A 17895-nucleotide genomic window follows, 5' to 3' on the forward strand; every position below is an offset into this window, starting at 1 on the left:
TTCCCCCCCTCGAACCATGACCTCTCACCGCTACAACCTGGGGGATCTCAACGATCCCGCGCTTTCGCTGGAAAGCACCGCCATCATCGACCTGCGCGAACCCGCCCTGCCGCGCCATTACAGCCATGCGGAGGTGCGCGCACTGGCGGGCGGGGTGGCCCGCTGGCTGGCGCAACAGGCATTCCCCGCAGGCTCGCGGATTGCCATCGCCTCGCTGAATCGCGCCGAATACCTCATCACCTATTTCGGCATCATGCGTGCCGGCCATGTGGCCGTGCCCCTCAACATCAAGCAGTCGCCGGAAATTCTGAAATATGTGCTGCAGGATGCCGACGTGGTGCTGGCCTTCACCGATGGCGCACGCCGTGCCGCGCTGGCAAGCCACGTGCCGGTGATCGATTTCGATGATGCCGGACCCGATGGCTTTGCCGCACGCGTGGTGCCCGCCGACGTGGACAGCGTGCGCCCGGCGCACGACGATGTGGCGCAGATGCTCTACACCTCCGGCTCCACCGGCAAGCCCAAGGGGGTTCCGCTCACGCATGCCGGCCAGCTCTGGGCGCTGCAGGCCACCACGGAGGCCCCCGGTGCCGCGCAGGCGCGCTACCTGCTGGCACAACCGCTGTTCCACATGAACGGACTCTTCATGTCCAAGCGCGCATTCGCCGTGCATGGGCTGCTGGTGATCCAGCCCGGGTTCGATGTGGATGCCTACATCGACGCGCTGGAGCGCTACCGCATCACGGTGCTGACGGCAGTGCCGACCATGTTCGCGCGCATCATCAAGGATCCGCTCAAGCTGCAAGGACGGGACTTCTCCGCGCTCAAACGGGTCATGCTGGGCTCGGCCCCGATGACGCTGGACCTGCTCCAGCGCATCCAGCACGCCTTCCCCGACGCCCGCGTGACGCATGGCTATGGCACCACGGAGGCCGGCCCCGCCGTGTTCGGACCGCACCCTGCCGGCATTCCCACGCCGGGACTGGCCTTGGGTCACCCCATCGACCCGGCCCAGGTGCGGCTGGTGGACGGCCCCAGCGACGACGAAGGGGTGCTGCTGATGCGCAATCCTGCCCTGCTGTCCGGCTACCACAACCTCCCGGAGAAAAGCGCCCAGGTGCTGCAGAACGGCTGGTACTACAGCGGTGATGTGATGCGCCGCGATGCCGATGGCTTTTACTACTTCATCGGCCGCGCCGATGACATGTTTGTCTGCGCGGGCGAGAACATCTACCCCGTGGAAGTGGAGAAGCTGCTGGAAAAGCACCCCGACGTGGCCCAGTGCAGCGTGGTGCCGCTGCCCGACGAGGAACGTGCGCAGGTGCCCGTGGCCTTTGTGGTCCGGCGCGAAGGCGCTTCGGTGGATGCGGAAACCCTGAAGCAGCATGCACTGGCACACGGCCCGGCCTACCAGCATCCACGCCGCGTCTGCTTTGTGCAGGACCTGCCTTGGGCGGGCACCAACAAGGTCGACCGGCATGCCCTGGTGCAGCTGGCCCGCGATCTGGAAAAGCGCCAGGCCTGGCACCAGCACGGCACGGAGGTGCTGGCATGAGCGGCTTTGACCTCAGCGGCAAGACGGCCCTGGTCACCGGCGCAAGCCGCGGCATCGGGCGCAGCATTGCCCTGGCGCTGGCGCAGCAGGGCGCGCAGGTGTTCATCCACTACCACCAGGCAGCCGATGCCGCCCGGTCGCTGCAGGCCGAGATCGCGCAGATCGGTGGCCAGGCATCGGTGCTGGCCGCCGATCTGAGCCTCCCGCAGGGCGCGGACCAGCTCGCCGATGCCCTCGCCGGGCAATTGCAGGCCACTGGCCTTGGCGGTCTGGACATCCTGGTGAACAACGCGGGGGTGGGCCTGAAGGCACGCATTGCCGATGTGCAGCCCGCCGACTTCGACCATGTGCTGCAGGTGAATCTGAAAACACCGTTCTTCCTGATCCAGCGCCTGCTGCCCGTGCTGAGGGACGGGGGGCGCATCATCAACATCTCGTCGATGGGCACGCGTGCCGCGTATCCGGAGATGAGCGTCTACGCCCCTGCCAAGGCCGGGCTGGAAGCACTGACGCTGTTGCTGGCCAGCGAACTGGGCGTGCGCGGCATCACCGTGAATGCGGTGCTGCCCGGTGCGACCGCCACCGACTTGAACACCCGGGCCCGAGACCCCGCGCAGGCGGCCATCATTGCCCAGAGCGTGGCATTGGGCCGCGTGGGCCAGCCAGACGACATCGCGGGCATTGCGGCTTTCCTCGCCAGCGATGCCGCCCGCTGGGTGACCGCGCAGCGCATCGACGCCAGTGGCGGCCAGCGCATCTGATGCGCCGACCGCATGTGCTGTATTGCATGTTCCGCCGTTTGAATTCCGAAGACCTTCTATGAGTGCCTTGCTGTCCATCCAGAACCTGACCATCGACCTGCCCGCAGGGGGAGATCGTCCGCACGCGCTGCAGCAGGTGAGCCTGGACCTGCACCCGGGTGAGATCGTGTGTGTCGTGGGCGAAAGCGGCTCCGGCAAATCGCTCACCACCAGTGCGGTACTGGGCCTGCTGCCCGAAGGCGTCCAGGTCCGCAGCGGCCAGATTCTGTGGCGCGGGCAGGATCTGCTGCAACTCGGTGCCGAGGGCCTGCGCAAACTGCGCGGCAGCGAGATCGGGATGATCTTCCAGGAGCCGATGACCGCGCTGAATCCGCTGCGCACCATCGGCGACCAGATCGGCGAGGTGTTCCGTACGCACACCCGGCTGCCCCGCAAGACCATCCGTGCGCGCACCCTGGGGTTGCTGGAGTCTGTGAAGATCCCCGATCCGGACAAGGCCCTGAAAGCCTACCCCCACGAGCTCTCTGGCGGCCAGCGCCAGCGCGCCATGATCGCCATGGCGCTGGCGCTGGAGCCGGCCCTGCTGATCGCCGACGAACCTACCACGGCGCTGGACGTCACCACGCAGGCCGAGATCCTGCACCTCATCCACGATCTGCAGCGGCGCAAAGGCATGGCCGTGCTCTTCATCACGCACGACTTTGGCGTGGTGGCCGAAATTGCCGACCGGGTGGCCGTCATGCAGCACGGCGTGCTGGTCGAGAGTGGGGAGGCCCAGGCCGTGCTCGACCACCCACAGCATGCCTACACCCGGGCCCTGATCGCTGCCGTGCCTCCGCTGCAGGCGCCCGTGCGCGGTGTGGCAAGCCAGACGCCTACCGCGCTGTCGGTCGCGCGCCTGTCCAAAACCTACCACCAGCGCAACTGGCTGGGTCGCACCAGCCGCACCACGCACGCGGTCAAGGACATCTCGTTCAGCCTGCCTGCGGGAACGACGCTGGGGGTGGTGGGTGAGAGCGGATCGGGCAAGTCGACGCTCGCGCGCAACCTCATGGGCCTGCTGGTGCCGGATGAAGGCGAATTCCGGGTCGGCAACGACACCGTGCAGCTGCGCAGCATTGCCGAGCGCCGGCTGCACGCCACCCGCGTGCAGATGGTGTTCCAGGACCCTTACAGCTCCCTCAACCCGCGCCAGCGCGTGGGCGACATCGTCACCCAGGGCCCCATTGCGCATGGGGAATCCCGCGCCCAGGCCCTGGCCCATGCACGCGAGCTGTTTGCCCTCACCGGCCTGTCCCCCGACGCGCTGGACCGCTACCCGCACGAATTCTCGGGCGGCCAGCGCCAGCGCATCGGCATCGCCCGGGCGCTGGCCATGCGGCCGCAGATACTGATCGCCGACGAGCCGGTGTCCGCCCTGGATGTCTCGGTGCAGGCACAGGTGCTGGACCTGCTCACCCGCCTGCGCGAGCAGATGGGGCTGTCGATGGTCTTCATCACCCACGATCTGCGGGTGGCGGCACAGATCTGCGACCAGCTCATCGTCATGAAGTCCGGCGAGATTGTGGAGTCCGGCCACACCGCCCGCGTTTTCAGCCAGCCCCAGCACCCTTACACACGGGCACTGCTGGAGGCGATTCCGGGCAGGCATTGGATTCCCGATGCCTGCGCCCAGAAGGTGGCCTGAAGCTTTTTTTTCAGCCCCAATGGCCAGGTCCCTGCCTGACACCGCAGTCCCTGCCACCGCCCTGACCAAGACAAAGCGCTCCGATGGAGCGCTTTTTTCATGACTACACCCACTGGGAGAGGGCTGACGCGAGGCCCCCCCGAATCCGCAGTGGGGGGCAGCCTCATGGAGCAGGTTCAAAGCCTCCGCGGCCCAGGCTCCCACACGCTGCGCACTCGCTCACTGCTCCACCCGGATACCGTGCTCCACCGAGCGCTGCTTCCACAGGTCGATTTCCTTGAAGTAGAACGCCTTGAGCTCGGCCGGGGACATGTCCTGGTAGAAGGCCCCGGCATCGCTCAGCCAGCGCTCCATCTGCGGCGTGTGGAACGACTGGATCACGGTGGTATTGAGCCGCTGCACCACCTCGGCCGGCGTGCCTTTGGGCGCAAAGAAGGCGCTGAAGCTGACCATCTCCAGTCCTTCCAGCCCCACCTCTTTCACCGTTGGCGTATCGGGGTACAACGGAAAGCGCTTTGGACTGAACACCACCAGGGGCGTCAGGCGCTTGCCCAGCGTAAGCGGGCTGATCTCGCCGTAGAAGCCCACCGCAAAATCCACATGCCCGGAAGCGGCATCCGTGGCCGCCAACGAGCCCCCTTTGTAGGGCACGGGCTTGAACTCTGCGCCCACGGCCTTGGCCACCATCATGCAGGCAAAGTGGCTGGTGGCCGCCTGGCCGCTGGTGCCGCAGCTATAGGCATCCGCGTTGGCTGGCGCGGCCTTGGCTTTGTGCACCAGGTCCTGGATGCTCTTGGCCCAGGAGTTGCTGCCCGCCGTCAGCACCGGATAGCCCAGCGTGGCCATGGCCACGGGTTCGAAGTCTTCCTTAGGCTTGTAGCGCACCGTTCCACCGGCCGACGGAAACTGGATCAGCGAAGCCATGCCACCATACAGCAGCGTGTAGCCATCCTTGGGGGCCTTGAGCACCTCCATCGCCGCCAGTGTGCCTGATGCACCGGGGCGGTTGTCCACCACCACCGTTTGCTGCAGCCGCTCGCTCATCTGCTGTGCATAGCGGCGCGCCCAGATATCGTCGACACCGCCCACGGCATTGCCCACCACGATGCGGATGGGCTTGGAAGGAAACGTCTCCGCGGCCATGGCCCCGGCACTCCATCCGGCCGCCACAGCCACCGTCCATGCCATCCAGCCGGCCTGGTTCCACGACTTCACCATGTGCACCTCCTTGTACAAGCAGCTTGCGATCAGGCGCCCGTAGCGGATAGGCCGCCGCCGGCGTGCGAATTGCTATCCACCGGTGCATTAGTGCGTGTCCCGGGAGCGGGTGTGCGTGGGGCAAACCCTTTTGCGCCGTCCTGCAGGTGACACGGCAGGTGACGCAGGCGTCAACGGGCACCACCGCATGCGGCTCTGCCTGGCGGGGAACGGTCGCGTCTACGCAGCGTTGAATTGCGAATGCGAAAGAACCGACGCAGGGAGAGCACCAGAAACGACGGATTCAGGCCGCAGCAGCACGCAACAACTGTCCCGGCGTACGTCCGAACAGCTGGCGAAACGCCGCGATGAAGGCCGAGGTCGAGTCATAGCCGCAGACCAGGGCCACCTCGGTCACGCTCTGCAGGTCCTGCAACTGGGGCAAGGCCGCCAGCAGGCGCGCGCGTTGGCGCCATTGGCGAAAGCTCATCTGCGTCTGTCTCTGGAACCAGCGGCCCAGCGTACGCTCGGACACCCCCAGCTCCTGGCTCCACTGCGCCAGCTGCAGCGGGGCATCGGGCACGTCCAGCAGGTGGCGGCACCAGGCACGCAGGCGTTCGTCCTCCGGCCAAGGCAGGCGCAGTGCGGCCTGGGGCGCGGCATGGATCTGGTCCAGCAGCACCTGCACCAGGCGCCCGTCGGCCCCTTCCTCGGCATATTCCACGGGCAAGGTGGCAAAGTGGCGGATCATCTCGCGCAGCAGCGGCGACACTTCCAGCACCCGGCACGCCCCTCCCAGGTCCTGCAGAGCAGGGGTCGCGATGTACAGGCTGCGAATTTCGGTGCGCGGCGCATTGACCACGCTGTGCACCAGTTGCTGCGGAATCAGGATGGCCCACTGCGGCGGCGCAATGAACAGGCCCTGGTGGGTCTGTACCTGCAGCACGCCCTGGCTGGCATAGGAGAACTGCACCCAGTCGTGGGCATGCGCCACGGTGGCGGCCTTGCGCTGCATCTGCTCGGCGCGGGCGTAGACGGTCCGCGGGAGCCGGGCCAGCACGGGCACGGGGCGCGAGGCCAGGTCCCGGCGTTTTGTCGTTTCAGCGATATTCATACGCCTGATGTCGTTAGCAGGAAAGTTTCCAGCGTACTAGAGTGTGGCCCATCGCGGCCCCGTGCCGCTTTTGGCCGCAATCCGCTTGCGGCTTTGTCTTTCTGCCTCTGCCATGCGACGCCCTAGTTTTCTCCCCGACAATTTCATGCTCATCCTGCTGGCCATGCTGGTGCTGGCCAGCGTGCTGCCCGTGCGCGGTGTCTATGCCGACTATGCGAGCACGGTGACCAACCTGGCCATCGCCCTGCTGTTCTTCCTGCACGGAGCCAAGCTGTCGCTGAACGCCATTGTCAAGGGCATGGGGCACTGGCGCCTGCATTCGCTGGTGTTCGCCTGCACCTTCCTGCTTTTTCCGCTGCTGACGCTGGCGCTCAAGCCCGTGCTGCTGCCCCTGCTGGGACAGGACCTGTTCCGCGGCATGCTGTACCTCAGCGCCCTGCCCTCGACCGTGCAGTCGTCCATCGCCTTCACCTCGATCGCGCGCGGCAACATCCCGGCGGCCATCTGCTCGGCCGCAACATCCAGTCTGATGGGCATCTTCATCACCCCCCTGCTGGTGCTGCTGATGCTGGGTCAGAGCGCGCACAGCCTGCCGTTTGGCGATGCCGTGCTCAAGATCATGCTGCAGCTGCTGCTGCCTTTTGTGCTGGGCCAGCTGGCGCGCCGCTGGATCGGCGCCTGGGTGGACCGCCGCAAGGCCGTGCTCAAGCATGTGGACCAGACCTCGATCTACCTGGTGGTCTACACGGCCTTCAGCAGCGCCGTGGTCGAGGGCCTGTGGTCACAGCTGCCACTGCAGCAGATTCTGGTGCTGGCCCTGGCCTGCTGCGTGCTGCTGGCCCTGGTGCTGGGCACGACCTGGTGGCTGGGCCACCGCCTGGGCTTTGACCTCCCCGACCGCATCACCATCCTGTTCTGCGGCTCCAAGAAGAGCCTGGCCACGGGCGTCCCCATGGCCCAGGTACTGTTCATAGGCGGCTCCATGGGCACGCTGCTGCTGCCTCTGATGCTTTTTCACCAGATTCAGCTGTTTGTCTGCGCGGTGCTCTCCAAGCGTCTGGCAGACCGCACGGATGAGGTGCAAGCCTGAAGCGACACACAGGATTCAGAGCTCCTGTCAGCCCCCAAACGCAGGATGGATGGAGACGCGCCTGCTGGGCAAGAAGGCCGTGGAGGTGAGACCCTGGGTGCTCTTGGCGTAACGCGCTCGGCAACTTCCAAGCGACGGCAAAAAAATAGCCGGCTGCCTACAGGCTGAAACCGCAGCCGCAGCCACCCCAAGCCATCACCGTTGCGGCAGCTTCAGCGTCACCTCCAAGCCTCCCTCTGGCTCATTGCGCAGCAGCAACTGGCCACCCTGCGCATGCGCCACGGTCTGCGCAATGGACAGGCCGAGACCCATGCCGCCCGAATCCGCATTGCGCGAATGCTCCAGGCGGTAGAAGGGCTCCAGCACCCGCGCTGAATGACTTCCATGCTTTTCTTCAAGAAATCCTCCGCATGAAATTTGGCGATCTGGAGCAGCCCAGAGACTTCACCACGGTGAGAGTCTTCACGTCCATGATTGCGACCCGTCCCAAGCCCATGCATTGCTGGGACTCGATGTGGGTTCACCCGAGCAGCAAAGAACCTACATCGAGCGCGCTGTCGACATACTGCTGAAGGCGTGCAAAAGCGCTGATGGCATCGACCCGGCAGAGCGCAGCAAGCCCCGCCGATCCCACAGGGGCATCGCTGTCGCCTCAGTGCTGTGCCAGCGGGTGGTCTGCCAGGCGGGCACAGCGCCGATGCCTGATGCCCGTCCCAGCAGATATTCCGGACAATTAAAGTCGTAAACAACGATCTAGCATCCATGCGGCTTGCGAGACCAATCGCGTCATCACATGTTCAGCTAATGTCGTAAACACCTCAGCCTCGTAAGCCTGAGACTGAGCTCATCCCAAAGTGGAAACAGCAGACTCCACACTCACGCAGCCCCAGCATTCGTCCTACTGGAGGTCCAGTGTCAACTCCAGCACCATCGGTTGAAGTAAATCGGCTGGAGGCTCATTGTGGAGCGGTTCTGCAGCGAGCAACTGCCACAGATCTGCATCGACCTGCCCATCCCCCGCAGAATCCAGCTCAATCCGTGCAACCTTGCCCGTTTGTGCCACCCACACTTGCAAGATCAAATTGGCGGATGACCGGGCCTGTCCTTGGTGCTCGGATACCGGCACTCGTTGGTGCGCCGACATCCAGTCTCGTAAACGCATTGCAGCAGGACTGTCTTGGCTACCCAACCTACCCTGAAACTGCTCACCCACCCATTGAGCATAAGCCATCCAGTGCCCGGGTACCGCCTGTGAAGCGGCCTGCGCACACACGGGCTGGATGGAGCAGCAAAGTAGAAACACCGCGGCAAGGCTCCACACGCGCTGCAATGCCGCGCGCAAGCCCACCTCCACACATCTGTTTGACACGTGAGACCCCTCTTCACGCAGGCAGTGTTGCACCGCCGTGCCAAGCCCGTTCAAGGGCAAGGCACGCGCTCGGCGCAAGGGCCGAGCTGGACGGCATCAAGCCGTGGCCACCTCGGCAGGAGCTTCAGCTGCCAAAGAAGCCTCGGGAGCATTTTCCGCGCCGCTGGGCGATGACGCGGCAGGCTGGCTGAAATTGCGCAGATGCTGGAAGAATTGCCCCATCATCTGGTTCCACAACTGCATCACCACGGTTAGGTGTCTCGGGCTCACGCCTCCTGCAACCAATACATCTATCTCCAGAACCACAAAGTCTCCGTGCTGGGCCACACGGGCAAAGCGCTTGCTGCGGTGCCAGTCGGACAGCATCCCCTCGGGCAACGTCCCGCCTTCCACACGCAGCGGGCAGCTCAGGGTCAGATCCACATACTCACCCGCGCTCAAGGCATTGCCCCACAGCACCTGAAAGCCAATCCCCTGGCTGGCACTGTGCAGACGCACCACACCGTCTTGATCGACGGCTGTAACGGCGCAGCCGGATTCCTTGATGGCCTCTGCCACCCGCTCGGCGTTCATGGTGAACACCAAATCACCCTGGGGGGCATTGGAGGAGTTGGAGGTAACTTCTTGCTCTTGCTTGTTCATGCTTTCGCTCACAGTCAGAAAAATAGACACACCCGCGCCAGCGCTTGCGCTAGCGAACGTTTCGAAGTGCCGCATCCAGAGCGGCATGGTCAAAGCTCACACCAGAAGCGGGAGCCAGCTTGTTCAGATAGTTGTATGCAAGCTCCCGGCGGCGCTGCTCACGCATCAGTGTCTGCAGCCCGGGCTTGGCCTCCTCGAATGTCGCCACACGTGCAGGCTGATGTGCCAGGAGTTTGAGCACATGAAAGCCCGAAGGAGACTGCAACGGTTCGCTGACCTCGCCAGGCTTCATGTCCGCCACCGTCTCCCGGAACTCCGGACGCATCTGCGCCAACGGCAGGCTGCCCACATCCCCTCCCTGGGCAGCGCTGGGGGCATCCTGGGAACGGGCCTTCGCCAGGGCCGCAAAATCCCCTTGCCGTGCCTGCTTCGAGAGCTTGGCCGCCTCGGCTTGCACCGATACACTGCTCGTACCCTGCTCGACCGGAAAGTAGATCTGCGCCACGTGGTAGGTGGCCGCAATCTGCAACTGGGGCTTGGTCCGCTCGTAGGCCGCGTTCAGCTCTGCATCGCTGGGAAAGCCCGCGGGAAGCTGTGTCACCGAGTCCAGATAGCTGCTGCTGATCACCCGGTCCGTGACCTCCTGGACTGCGGCCTGAAGTTTCGCCCGGATCTCCGGTCGCTCTGCCCACTGCTGCTGCCTGGCCTCCTTCAACAAGGCCTCATTCGCCAAGCGCTGGCGCAGCATCAGCTCCACTGCCGCGCCGTTTTGCCGCACTGCAACGCGATCGGCGGGCGGCAGTGCACGCATGAACTGTTCGACCTCGTCCTGCCGAACCTGCATGTCTGCCAGCCGCGCCACAACGGCGGTACCGGCCACAGAAGGGTCAGGCTGCTGGGCCCAACCCAACACACCGAAGCCGACCGCCATCACGGTCGCAGAACAACGCGCCAGCCAGCGTGTACGGGAAAGCCATAGATTCACACTCATTCTTTGGTACTCCTACAATTTTCAAGCGCTCAAGGCTGGTGCTGGCTTGCTGCCTGGGGTTCAAGCTGGAAGGAGTCGGAGTCACCTTCGGACGGAGCACCTGGCCTGCCGCCAGCCGCAGCAGGGACCTGCACGCTGCGCAGGTCAAACTTACCTTCGTACAGCTTGTCACCGTACTGCTGTGCCACTTCCTCGAACTTCACCCGGCTCTTCGCCGCAAACGGCTGGCGGGCAGAAATCAGTGTTCCGAGGTCCAGCGTTTCATAGGCCTGCAAGATTTCCTGCCCCAGGGCATGCAACTGCTTGTTCTTCGCCTCACACTGCGTGATGGCGGCTTGCTGGGCCGTTGCGGCCTCTGCCAGGCGCAGGCGCTCGGCTTCGGCCACGCGTGCGATCTTCAACAGCTCGTTGTAAGCCGTACGGAACTGGTTCACCTGGGCGTTGGACTTTCCAATCACCTCCGTCGCCTGCTGCCGCACGGCCTGCACCTCGGCGTCGCGCCGGCTGCTGTGCTCGCGCTCACGTGCCAGTTGCTGGCGGCTTTGTGCCAGTTCGGCGCGCAAGGCCTCCTCTTGCGGTGGATTCGCTGCGCGGGCTGCGGTGCCACCACCGGACTTCAGCAAGGCCAGTTCATTCTGAGCCTGCTGCAATTGGCCAGTGACCGTGCGCAGCTGCGCTCGCAGGCGCTCTTCCATGCTCTGCTCCTGCGCATGCCCCATGCATGGCAGCCAGCCGATCAGGGCGACAAGAGCAGCCACCTTTTGGCGGTTCCACTGCTGGATGTAAAACGGCTTCATGTCAGGCCCCTCAGAATCGTGCATTGAATTCAAGCTGCAACATGTCGATTTGGTAGGGGGCGCCGTAAACCTCCTTCGTCGACATCCAGCGCCCCGTGAACCAGGTGTTCTTGTCGATCGCGTAGGAGCCGCCGATGTAGTAGCCACGCGCGTTGGTACCGCCCAGATGGAAAGACGAGTCGTTGTAGCCATCTGGCATGGCGTCCGGCTCGATGCGCTTGTAGCCAGCCAGGATGTTCCAGTCTCCGCGGGCTGCCGGGCTGGGCTTGCCCAAGGTCGCCTGCAGCATGTAGGCATTGCCGCCGCTCTGGAAGTCCGCCTGTGTGGGGACCAGCGGCGCGTTCGCCGCATAGTTGTTGATGATGCCGCCGCGGGCCCTGCGGAACATCGCGTCCTTGTCGTAGGCCAGGTTGCGCACGAAGTTGGCATCCAGGCGCAAGCCATAAGCACCCGCCACCTTGGCGTCCCAGCGCATGTTCAGGTCCAGCAGCTGGAATTTCGATGCCAGGCCGAAGTACTGGGGTTGGGCGGTGTTGGCGGGATCGTTGGGGTTCAGCATGATGTCGCGCAGCATCATCAGCGTGTTGCCCTTTTGCATGAATGCGGGACGCGCCCAGTCAGTGCTGCAGGCCTCCGCGCCGGCATACAAGGCGCAGGGGCTGGACAGTCTGCCGTTCACGTTGCGGAAGTCGTAGTAAGCCAGCGCCCCGCGCAAGCGATTGCGTTCATCGACTTTCCAGCTGGCACCGGCCTGCACACCCAGCAGCCATTTGACCTCGCTGGAGGCCTTGTCGAGCGAGCGCGAAGGGAAGTTGTCGGACGAATACTCCAGCGGGACGATGCCCACAGTTCCGAACAGCTCCACGTCGCGGTTCGACGGCAGCGGCTTCTGGTACTGCAAGGCAATGCCATCCAGATTCAGGTCGCTGGAAAACAGCAGATCCGTCGACACAAAGGGGTTGGCAAAACGTCCGCCCGTGATGGTCAGCCAGTCATAAGGCTTGTGCGACAGCCACGCCTGGTCCAGCCACACATTCTTCTTGCCAAGACCCCCTCCCAGCGTCTGCGTGGTCGATACCGGGCTGTCGTCACTCCCACTGGCCAACCGGACACCCGCCTTGGTGGCGTCGGAGATATCGACCGCCAGGCCGATGCGGGCACGGGCACGCAGCTGGTTCTTGCGGTTCTGCCGCGTGTTGAGCAGCGGAGGAAATCCTGCAGTCGAGTTGGTATTGACGTCGTAGCCATTGCCCTCATTGATGGCCGCATAGCCCACGATCTCGTTGCTGTTGCCTTCCGAGAAGAATCGGGACTCGCTGCGCACCCGCAAATCTCCTTCGAAGCGGATGCGTTGGGTCCACTCGGGAGTTTCGTTGGGTGCGGCCCATCCTTCCGCCTTGGCCTGGGCCATGACCTCGCCCTTGATGTCGTTGCGGATCTCGTCGCGCACCGTTTGCGGAATGTAGGGGACACGCACATCCCCTGCAGCCGGCTGCAAGGCGTTGGCCGAAGCTCCTGTGGCTGACGCCGCCTGGCGTTGTGCATGCTGTGCGGCCATGGCTTCGGTTTGTGCCTGGGCCAGCAGCGCCTCGCCGACATCTTTGGTCAGGGTGCCGCTTTCAATCAGCCCACGGATCAATCGCACCATGGCGCTTTCGCTGACAGGAGCATCCCATTTCGAAGCCTGCGCATGGACCGCCAGCGTAGTCATGGCCATGGCAGCCACCACGGCGAGGGCCAGCGTACTGCGCGTCAGTTGAGGGCATCGCGGCGCCTGGCGCCCTGCAGCCATCGGAGAAGGTGTAAGAGAGGTCATGGTTGATTCAAAATTGAGAAAGAAAGCAATCGGGGCACCGGCCAGCAGGCAGCGTCACGGGCGGCGGCCGGTTATCGTCAGACGCATGGGAAAGCGCATGCTCTGGGGCGGTCGCTCGTCCAGGGCACGGATGTCGTTCAGCATGGCCAGCACCAGCTCGTCGGTCTTGCCATTGCCACTCCCTTGCGCCAGTTGAACGCGCGTGACACTTCCGTCGCCCGCCAGCCACAGGTCAACGCGCAGATCGCTGAAAACCAGGTTGCGCGTACGTGCATCACGTGCCAAGGCCTGCTGCAGACGTGCCCCTATGTAGTTCTGGTACGCAGCGGCGCCTGCACCTCCGCCGCCGCCGCCCGTCATGCCACCACCCCCACCCACAGCGATACCGTCATTGCCCGCCTGGGCATCGGCGTTCATCGTCATGGGATCGCCCATGTCCTGTGACGGGCTGGGCGCGGCGTCATCCATCGGCTTGTCCATGGTGTCGACCGGGGCGGGCTCCACTTCCGTCACCTGCGGCTCGATCTTTTCCGGCTCCGGTTCCGGCAGTTTCTCGGGCTCTGGCGGCGGAGGGGGGGGAGGAGGCAGTACCAGCGTCGGTGTGGCAGCGACCTCACGCTTGGTGCTGGCGGTCCCTGCCAGCAGGTACCACATCACCGCCAGCAGCACGAGTCCGACCGACGCACCTATTACCCAGCCCCCCCAGCGGCGCCACCAGGTGGCAGCCGAAATGGCCTGCGGACTTTGGGAGATGTGCATGTTCAATTTGCACTCCTCACGCGGCCGGCTTGCCTGTCACCAGGCCAATCTGGTTCAGGTCGATGCGACGCAGCAGATCCAGCACCTCGACCACTTTGGCGTACTGCACCGCCGAGTCTCCCCGCACAATGACCGGGAAGTCGGGCGACAAAGCCTTTTCGGTCCGCAAGCGCTCTTCCAACTCCGGCAAAGTCACAGGATAGGCATCCAGGAACACGCGGCCATCGTTGTCGATGGAAATCGCCTTGGTCTTGGGCTTTTCCAGGGCCACTGACGAACTGGCCTTGGGCAGATCTACCTTGATGCCAGGGATGCTGGCATTGCTGGTCAGGATAAAGATCACCAGCACCACCAACAGCACATCCACAAAGGGCGTGATGTTGATGCCTCCGGAGCGTTTCTTGGTTCCGAACTTGGAAGCAGCTTGGGCCATGGCTCAGACGCTCCGCAGTGTGCGGCCTTCGCCCTGCTCTTCGGCCAGGCGGGTCGCGAACTCGTCGACGAACACCGCCATGTCGGCGCCAATGGCATCCGAACGTGAGGCCAGCCAGTTGTAGCCGAACAGCGCGGGGATGGCGACGCCCAGGCCAGCGGCTGTACACAGCAAGGCTGCCGCCATACCAGGAGCCACCGAGTTGATGTCCACGGCACCGGCCATGGCCGCCACCACGAACACCAGCATGATGCCGATCACGGTGCCAAACAGCCCCACATAGGGTGCGCCTTCAATCGTGGTCGACAGCCAGTTCATGCGCCGGGACATGCTTTCGTTCTCGCGCACCATGACGCCATCCATTGCCGCGCGGATGGCACCGATCGTGGCGCTGGACACCGCATTCAGGTCATAGCCCCGGGCATGGCGACGGCCCATTTCCTCGACTGCCACGGCATACAGGCGCCACAGCGACGAATCCTTGCGAATCGACTCCGGGACCTTGTTGCCTTTGGCCAGACTGTCCAGAGGCGCGCCTGCGGCATCACGAAAATGGCTCATGAAACTGGCGTTGGCCTTGTCAATGGCGCCGTAGCTACGGCTTTTTCCAATCATGATCATCCAGGAGAAGACCATCATCAGGCCCAGCACGGCCACCACAATCCAGGCATCGAGGGGCATCGCAGCAAGAATGAAACCAAAGTGGCTCTTGCCAGCCTGCTGCTCATCCGGGCCAAAGGCGGTCAGGCCTGACTCCGCGCCCTGCGACAAGGCATCGGCCAGCAACAGACTGTCTGGGCGGGCCACCTTGGAGACACGCACCTCATCGATCACCCCCACCATGGGGTTCCAGCCGTTGGCAGCCGAGCTGTCTGCGCCCAGTGTGGAAGGGGTGTTGAAGGCGGGCAATGCCGTCGCCAGCGTAGCGGCCGTGCGGCCACCCACCAGCAAGGTCACGGTCTGGCCATCAGCCTTGACTGCCAGGTGGGACCACTGACCTGCCTGGATGGGCTGCCCCGGGCTGCTGCGCTGGCCATTGACCTGCACAAACGGCACGCCCTGGTCCACGCCAACGATCAGCTCTGCGCTGCCATCACGGCGCACATAGACCACCTGACCAGCACCCAGGGTCTCGGGACGCACCCAGGCACTGAAAGTGAAGTTGCCTCCTGCTGCCACAGCCATCGACGGCGAGGCCGGCAAGGTCAGCGGCGCATTGCCCAACATCGAGCCGCGTCCGATCAACGAGCCCTCTGCCGTGGTCGTCATCGTCTGGGCATGGTTGCCATACGCCGTGGTGTCCCGAGCGGGAACGCCGCTCTCGGCAAAGTGGTACACCAGGGTGTAGTCGGGATCGAAGCTGCGCTGGCCATTGCCCGAGGCCGGGGCCTTCTTGTTGCCGTAGTACATCCAGATCTGCTGGGACGCGGCCACTGGCAATGCCGGCAGATCGACCCAGATCAGGGCCATGCCCAACAGGGGATCAAACTGCTCGATCTGGTGATTGAGCACCGTCTTTTCGTCGCCGGCGATAAAGCGCAGATCAGCGCCGGTGTCGTTCACTCCGTCGAAATTGAAGTTGCCGGTGTGCAGGCGCACCAGCACCGGAGTGCGGCCAGCATCCGCACCAATGGCCGCGCCCTGGGGCCCCGCATCAATGGTCATGGGCTTGCGGTAGGCCCAGTCGGCCTGCCACCAGGCGGCCTGCGCCAGGCTGGGCAAAAGCGCACTCAGCGCAGCAAATAAGAGGAAATAGATACGTCGCATGACAGGAGGTCTCCGAAGACGCGAGGAAATGAACCGTGGAATCAGTGCTGCCTCAGTAGCTGGCATTGAGATGGAAGGTCAGGCGTGGGTCGTGCTTGCTGGTGCGCGGCCCATCCTTGAGCGGATAGCCAAGATCCAGACGCCCGTTGAGGTGAGAGCCCAACTTGAAGCTGGTGCCGACCCCTAGCGATGCCAGCGAGAACCGGGACTGCTGCTCGACCAGTGGCATGCGCAGACGCAGATGGGCTGCATCCGCAAAGACATAGAGGCGCCAGCCCTCCACGGCATCGCCAAGCCAGGTCAGCGGGCTGGTACGCCACTCCACCGAGCCGACGGCCCCGATGTCGCCGGTGGTTTCGGCAGAAAGGTACCCACGCACCGAATTGGCCCCGCCAGCAGCGATTTGCTCGCCCGACACCAAAGGGGATTCCGTCACCTGGGCGGCCAGCCGCCAGCCCAGCTGCGACTCGTTGGCCAGGGCATAACTGCCGTTGAAGTCCGCTTTGACCAACTGGAAGCTGGGCGAGGACTTGTAGCGCTTGTAGTAGAAGGCTTTCCAGTCACTGCCCCAGCCGAACAGCGACCGGGTGCCGGTCACCACGGACATGCCCAGGCCGTACTGCAGACGTTCGCCCTGGTAGTAACCGGAATAGGCCAGGGTAATGGGTGCGTACTTGAGAGGCACATCGTCGCTGGTGCCACCAAAACGCAGAGATTCCTTGTTGTTCTTGAAGTCAACCCCGAAGCTGAAGTTGTGCCACCAGGCACCGCTGTCAGGAACCGTGTAGCCCGCTTTCAAGCCAAAGGCATACCCTTTGCCGACCACACTGGTCCCACCCACGGTAGACACATCGCTGTCGGAGTTGTAAGCCGACGCCTCTAGGTTCCATTGCGTGCCACGCAAGGGCGCAGAGTATGAACCGGACCACACCATGGTCTGCTGGGTGTCCTGCGGCGTGGTGAACACGCTGAGCGAGGCACTGTGACCGAGCTGCCACAGGTTGTCGTGACCCAGTGATGCCGACAGCCTCATGTCCTTGGTGTCGGCACTGCGGTCGTTGTTGAGTCCCGCACTGGCCCGCCAAGGACTGTTGTCCTCCACCTTGAGGTCCACATCCATGGTGCCCGGCAAGCTGCCCTGGCGCACCACCGGCATGACCTGGCGCCTGCCAGTGCGGTTGAGGGCCGTGAGCTCCTGCTGCGCCTGGCTGAAGTCTGGCACCACGCCCTCCCGCAAAGCGGGGACCTGGTCCCGCACCTCCACAGGTGAGCTGTATTCAGCACCAGTCACTCTCACCCGCCCCACGCGGGTTTCGCTGACCTGAAGGAAAACCAGTCCTTGCGTCACCTGCTGCTCCGGCAGGTCCACATACACAGACTGATAGCCCTTGGCCTGGTAGGCCTCCAGCAACGCGTCACGCGCAGCTTCGATGTCCTTCAAGCTTCTGCCCGGCCCCAGGAACGGAGAAACCGCGCGCTCGATGCTGCGCGCATCCAACACCGTATTGCCGCGCACGATGTACTCCATGACGTCAACGGCACGCTCCTGCGGGGCTGGAGATGCATCTTGTGTTGAGGATTGAGCCCATGCAGCACCGACACACATGGTCATAGCAGCCCAGCTCACAGCGCTTCTCAATCCAAAGCAATTGCTCGTTCTTATGGCATTCATTGAATGAACTCGATTCCCAAAATCTGGTGTCCGGACACAAGGTGGCATGGCCATCGTGGAGTGCTCAGATGACAGAAAAACACGTCCTAGTAGCTAGACGTTTGGGAACATCAGAACCCGCCATTTGTCACCAAAACTTCATAAAACTCTTGGAATGCACATCCGCTGTAATGAGACAAAGTGCGCAGCGTCATCAAAGACACTTGTGATGATTTGAGAATGCGGAAACCCCACCCCATTCATTC

At 63.8% G+C, this 17895-nt stretch carries 15 protein-coding genes; 4 read left to right on the plus strand and 11 right to left on the minus strand.

Annotated features, from left to right (window positions below; all coding sequences use genetic code 11):
• Positions 1-16 precede the first annotated feature (16 nt).
• Genes B3349_RS07550 through B3349_RS07560 form a run of 3 tightly spaced genes read left to right on the plus strand, consistent with a single transcriptional unit; the run spans position 17 to position 4003 of the window.
• On the plus strand, positions 17-1555 hold the full coding sequence (locus tag B3349_RS07550; RefSeq protein ID WP_291587747.1) for a class I adenylate-forming enzyme family protein: 1539 nt from the start codon (positions 17-19) through the stop codon (positions 1553-1555).
• On the plus strand, positions 1552-2316 hold the full coding sequence (locus tag B3349_RS07555; RefSeq protein ID WP_291587748.1) for an SDR family oxidoreductase: 765 nt from the start codon (positions 1552-1554) through the stop codon (positions 2314-2316). The genes B3349_RS07550 and B3349_RS07555 overlap by 4 nt, the downstream gene beginning before the upstream one ends.
• Positions 2317-2374: 58 nt before the next feature.
• Complete coding sequence (locus B3349_RS07560) at positions 2375-4003, plus strand: ABC transporter ATP-binding protein (protein WP_291587749.1); 1629 nt, start codon at positions 2375-2377, stop codon at positions 4001-4003.
• Positions 4004-4222: 219 nt separating this feature from the next.
• Here the strand turns inward: B3349_RS07560 and B3349_RS07565 are convergent, their stop codons facing one another.
• Positions 4223-5221 carry a Bug family tripartite tricarboxylate transporter substrate binding protein gene (locus B3349_RS07565; RefSeq protein ID WP_127446180.1) on the minus strand — a complete coding sequence of 333 codons (999 nt, stop codon included), beginning with the start codon at positions 5219-5221 and terminating at the stop codon, positions 4223-4225.
• 283 nt (positions 5222-5504) lie between these two features.
• Positions 5505-6314 carry an AraC family transcriptional regulator gene (locus B3349_RS07570; protein ID WP_066540085.1) on the minus strand — a complete coding sequence of 270 codons (810 nt, stop codon included), beginning with the start codon at positions 6312-6314 and terminating at the stop codon, positions 5505-5507.
• A gap of 112 nt (positions 6315-6426) precedes the next feature.
• On the opposite strand from B3349_RS07570, the gene B3349_RS07575 reads away from it, so the two are divergent.
• Positions 6427-7404 carry a bile acid:sodium symporter family protein gene (locus tag B3349_RS07575; protein WP_291587751.1) on the plus strand — a complete coding sequence of 326 codons (978 nt, stop codon included), beginning with the start codon at positions 6427-6429 and terminating at the stop codon, positions 7402-7404.
• A 195-nt stretch (positions 7405-7599) separates the two neighbouring features.
• On the opposite strand, the gene B3349_RS07580 is transcribed toward B3349_RS07575, so the two are convergent.
• From B3349_RS07580 to B3349_RS07620, 9 genes are all read right to left on the minus strand, one after another.
• Positions 7600-7821: an ATP-binding protein gene (locus tag B3349_RS07580; protein ID WP_291588002.1), complete on the minus strand. Its 222-nt coding sequence runs from the start codon at positions 7819-7821 to the stop codon at positions 7600-7602.
• Positions 7822-8869: 1048 nt separating this feature from the next.
• A complete protein-coding gene (locus tag B3349_RS07585) occupies positions 8870-9502 on the minus strand; it encodes a YbjN domain-containing protein (RefSeq protein ID WP_291587753.1) in 633 nt (210 codons plus the stop codon).
• The gene (locus tag B3349_RS07590) at positions 9465-10346 is read right to left on the minus strand and encodes a peptidylprolyl isomerase (protein ID WP_291587755.1); all 882 of its coding nucleotides are present in this window, start codon (positions 10344-10346) and stop codon (positions 9465-9467) included. Before B3349_RS07590 ends, B3349_RS07585 begins: the two co-directional genes overlap by 38 nt.
• 89 nt (positions 10347-10435) lie before the next feature.
• Positions 10436-11203: a hypothetical protein gene (locus tag B3349_RS07595; RefSeq protein WP_291587757.1), complete on the minus strand. Its 768-nt coding sequence runs from the start codon at positions 11201-11203 to the stop codon at positions 10436-10438.
• Between the two features lie 10 nt (positions 11204-11213).
• Positions 11214-12920 (minus strand): putative porin, encoded by a 1707-nt coding sequence (locus B3349_RS07600; RefSeq protein WP_291587759.1) that lies wholly within the window; start codon positions 12918-12920, stop codon positions 11214-11216.
• A gap of 153 nt (positions 12921-13073) precedes the next feature.
• Entirely contained in the window at positions 13074-13778 is a 705-nt protein-coding gene (locus B3349_RS07605) for a TonB C-terminal domain-containing protein (protein ID WP_291587761.1), read from the minus strand.
• Between the two features lie 16 nt (positions 13779-13794).
• The gene (locus B3349_RS07610; RefSeq protein ID WP_279998962.1) at positions 13795-14211 is read right to left on the minus strand and encodes an ExbD/TolR family protein; all 417 of its coding nucleotides are present in this window, start codon (positions 14209-14211) and stop codon (positions 13795-13797) included.
• A gap of 3 nt (positions 14212-14214) precedes the next feature.
• Positions 14215-15978, minus strand: a complete 1764-nt coding sequence (locus B3349_RS07615) for a DUF2341 domain-containing protein (protein WP_291587764.1) — start codon at positions 15976-15978, stop codon at positions 14215-14217.
• Positions 15979-16030: 52 nt separating this feature from the next.
• A complete protein-coding gene (locus B3349_RS07620) occupies positions 16031-17506 on the minus strand; it encodes a ShlB/FhaC/HecB family hemolysin secretion/activation protein (RefSeq protein ID WP_291587766.1) in 1476 nt (491 codons plus the stop codon).
• Positions 17507-17895 lie beyond the last annotated feature (389 nt).

Origin of the sequence: Comamonas sp. UBA7528, assembly GCF_002479375.1 — a bacterium.
Lineage (GTDB): Bacteria > Pseudomonadota > Gammaproteobacteria > Burkholderiales > Burkholderiaceae_C > Comamonas.

Bases quoted from the DNA above. Each gene is read 5' to 3' on its own strand.
- B3349_RS07560 (WP_291587749.1), top strand. From the start codon at position 2,375: ATGAGTGCCTTGCTGTCCATCCAGAACCTGACCATCGACCTGCCCGCA.
- B3349_RS07615 (WP_291587764.1), bottom strand. From the start codon at position 15,978: ATGCGACGTATCTATTTCCTCTTATTTGCTGCGCTGAGTGCGCTTTTG.
- B3349_RS07620 (WP_291587766.1), bottom strand. From the start codon at position 17,506: ATGGAGTACATCGTGCGCGGCAATACGGTGTTGGATGCGCGCAGCATC.
- B3349_RS07610 (WP_279998962.1), bottom strand. From the start codon at position 14,211: ATGGCCCAAGCTGCTTCCAAGTTCGGAACCAAGAAACGCTCCGGAGGC.
- B3349_RS07595 (WP_291587757.1), bottom strand. From the start codon at position 11,203: ATGAAGCCGTTTTACATCCAGCAGTGGAACCGCCAAAAGGTGGCTGCT.
- B3349_RS07575 (WP_291587751.1), top strand. From the start codon at position 6,427: ATGCGACGCCCTAGTTTTCTCCCCGACAATTTCATGCTCATCCTGCTG.
- B3349_RS07605 (WP_291587761.1), bottom strand. From the start codon at position 13,778: ATGCACATCTCCCAAAGTCCGCAGGCCATTTCGGCTGCCACCTGGTGG.
- B3349_RS07565 (WP_127446180.1), bottom strand. From the start codon at position 5,221: ATGGTGAAGTCGTGGAACCAGGCCGGCTGGATGGCATGGACGGTGGCT.
- B3349_RS07600 (WP_291587759.1), bottom strand. From the start codon at position 12,920: ATGGCCATGACTACGCTGGCGGTCCATGCGCAGGCTTCGAAATGGGAT.
- B3349_RS07570 (WP_066540085.1), bottom strand. From the start codon at position 6,314: ATGAATATCGCTGAAACGACAAAACGCCGGGACCTGGCCTCGCGCCCC.
- B3349_RS07555 (WP_291587748.1), top strand. From the start codon at position 1,552: ATGAGCGGCTTTGACCTCAGCGGCAAGACGGCCCTGGTCACCGGCGCA.
- B3349_RS07585 (WP_291587753.1), bottom strand. From the start codon at position 9,502: ATGCCGCTCTGGATGCGGCACTTCGAAACGTTCGCTAGCGCAAGCGCT.
- B3349_RS07550 (WP_291587747.1), top strand. From the start codon at position 17: ATGACCTCTCACCGCTACAACCTGGGGGATCTCAACGATCCCGCGCTT.
- B3349_RS07590 (WP_291587755.1), bottom strand. From the start codon at position 10,346: ATGGCGGTCGGCTTCGGTGTGTTGGGTTGGGCCCAGCAGCCTGACCCT.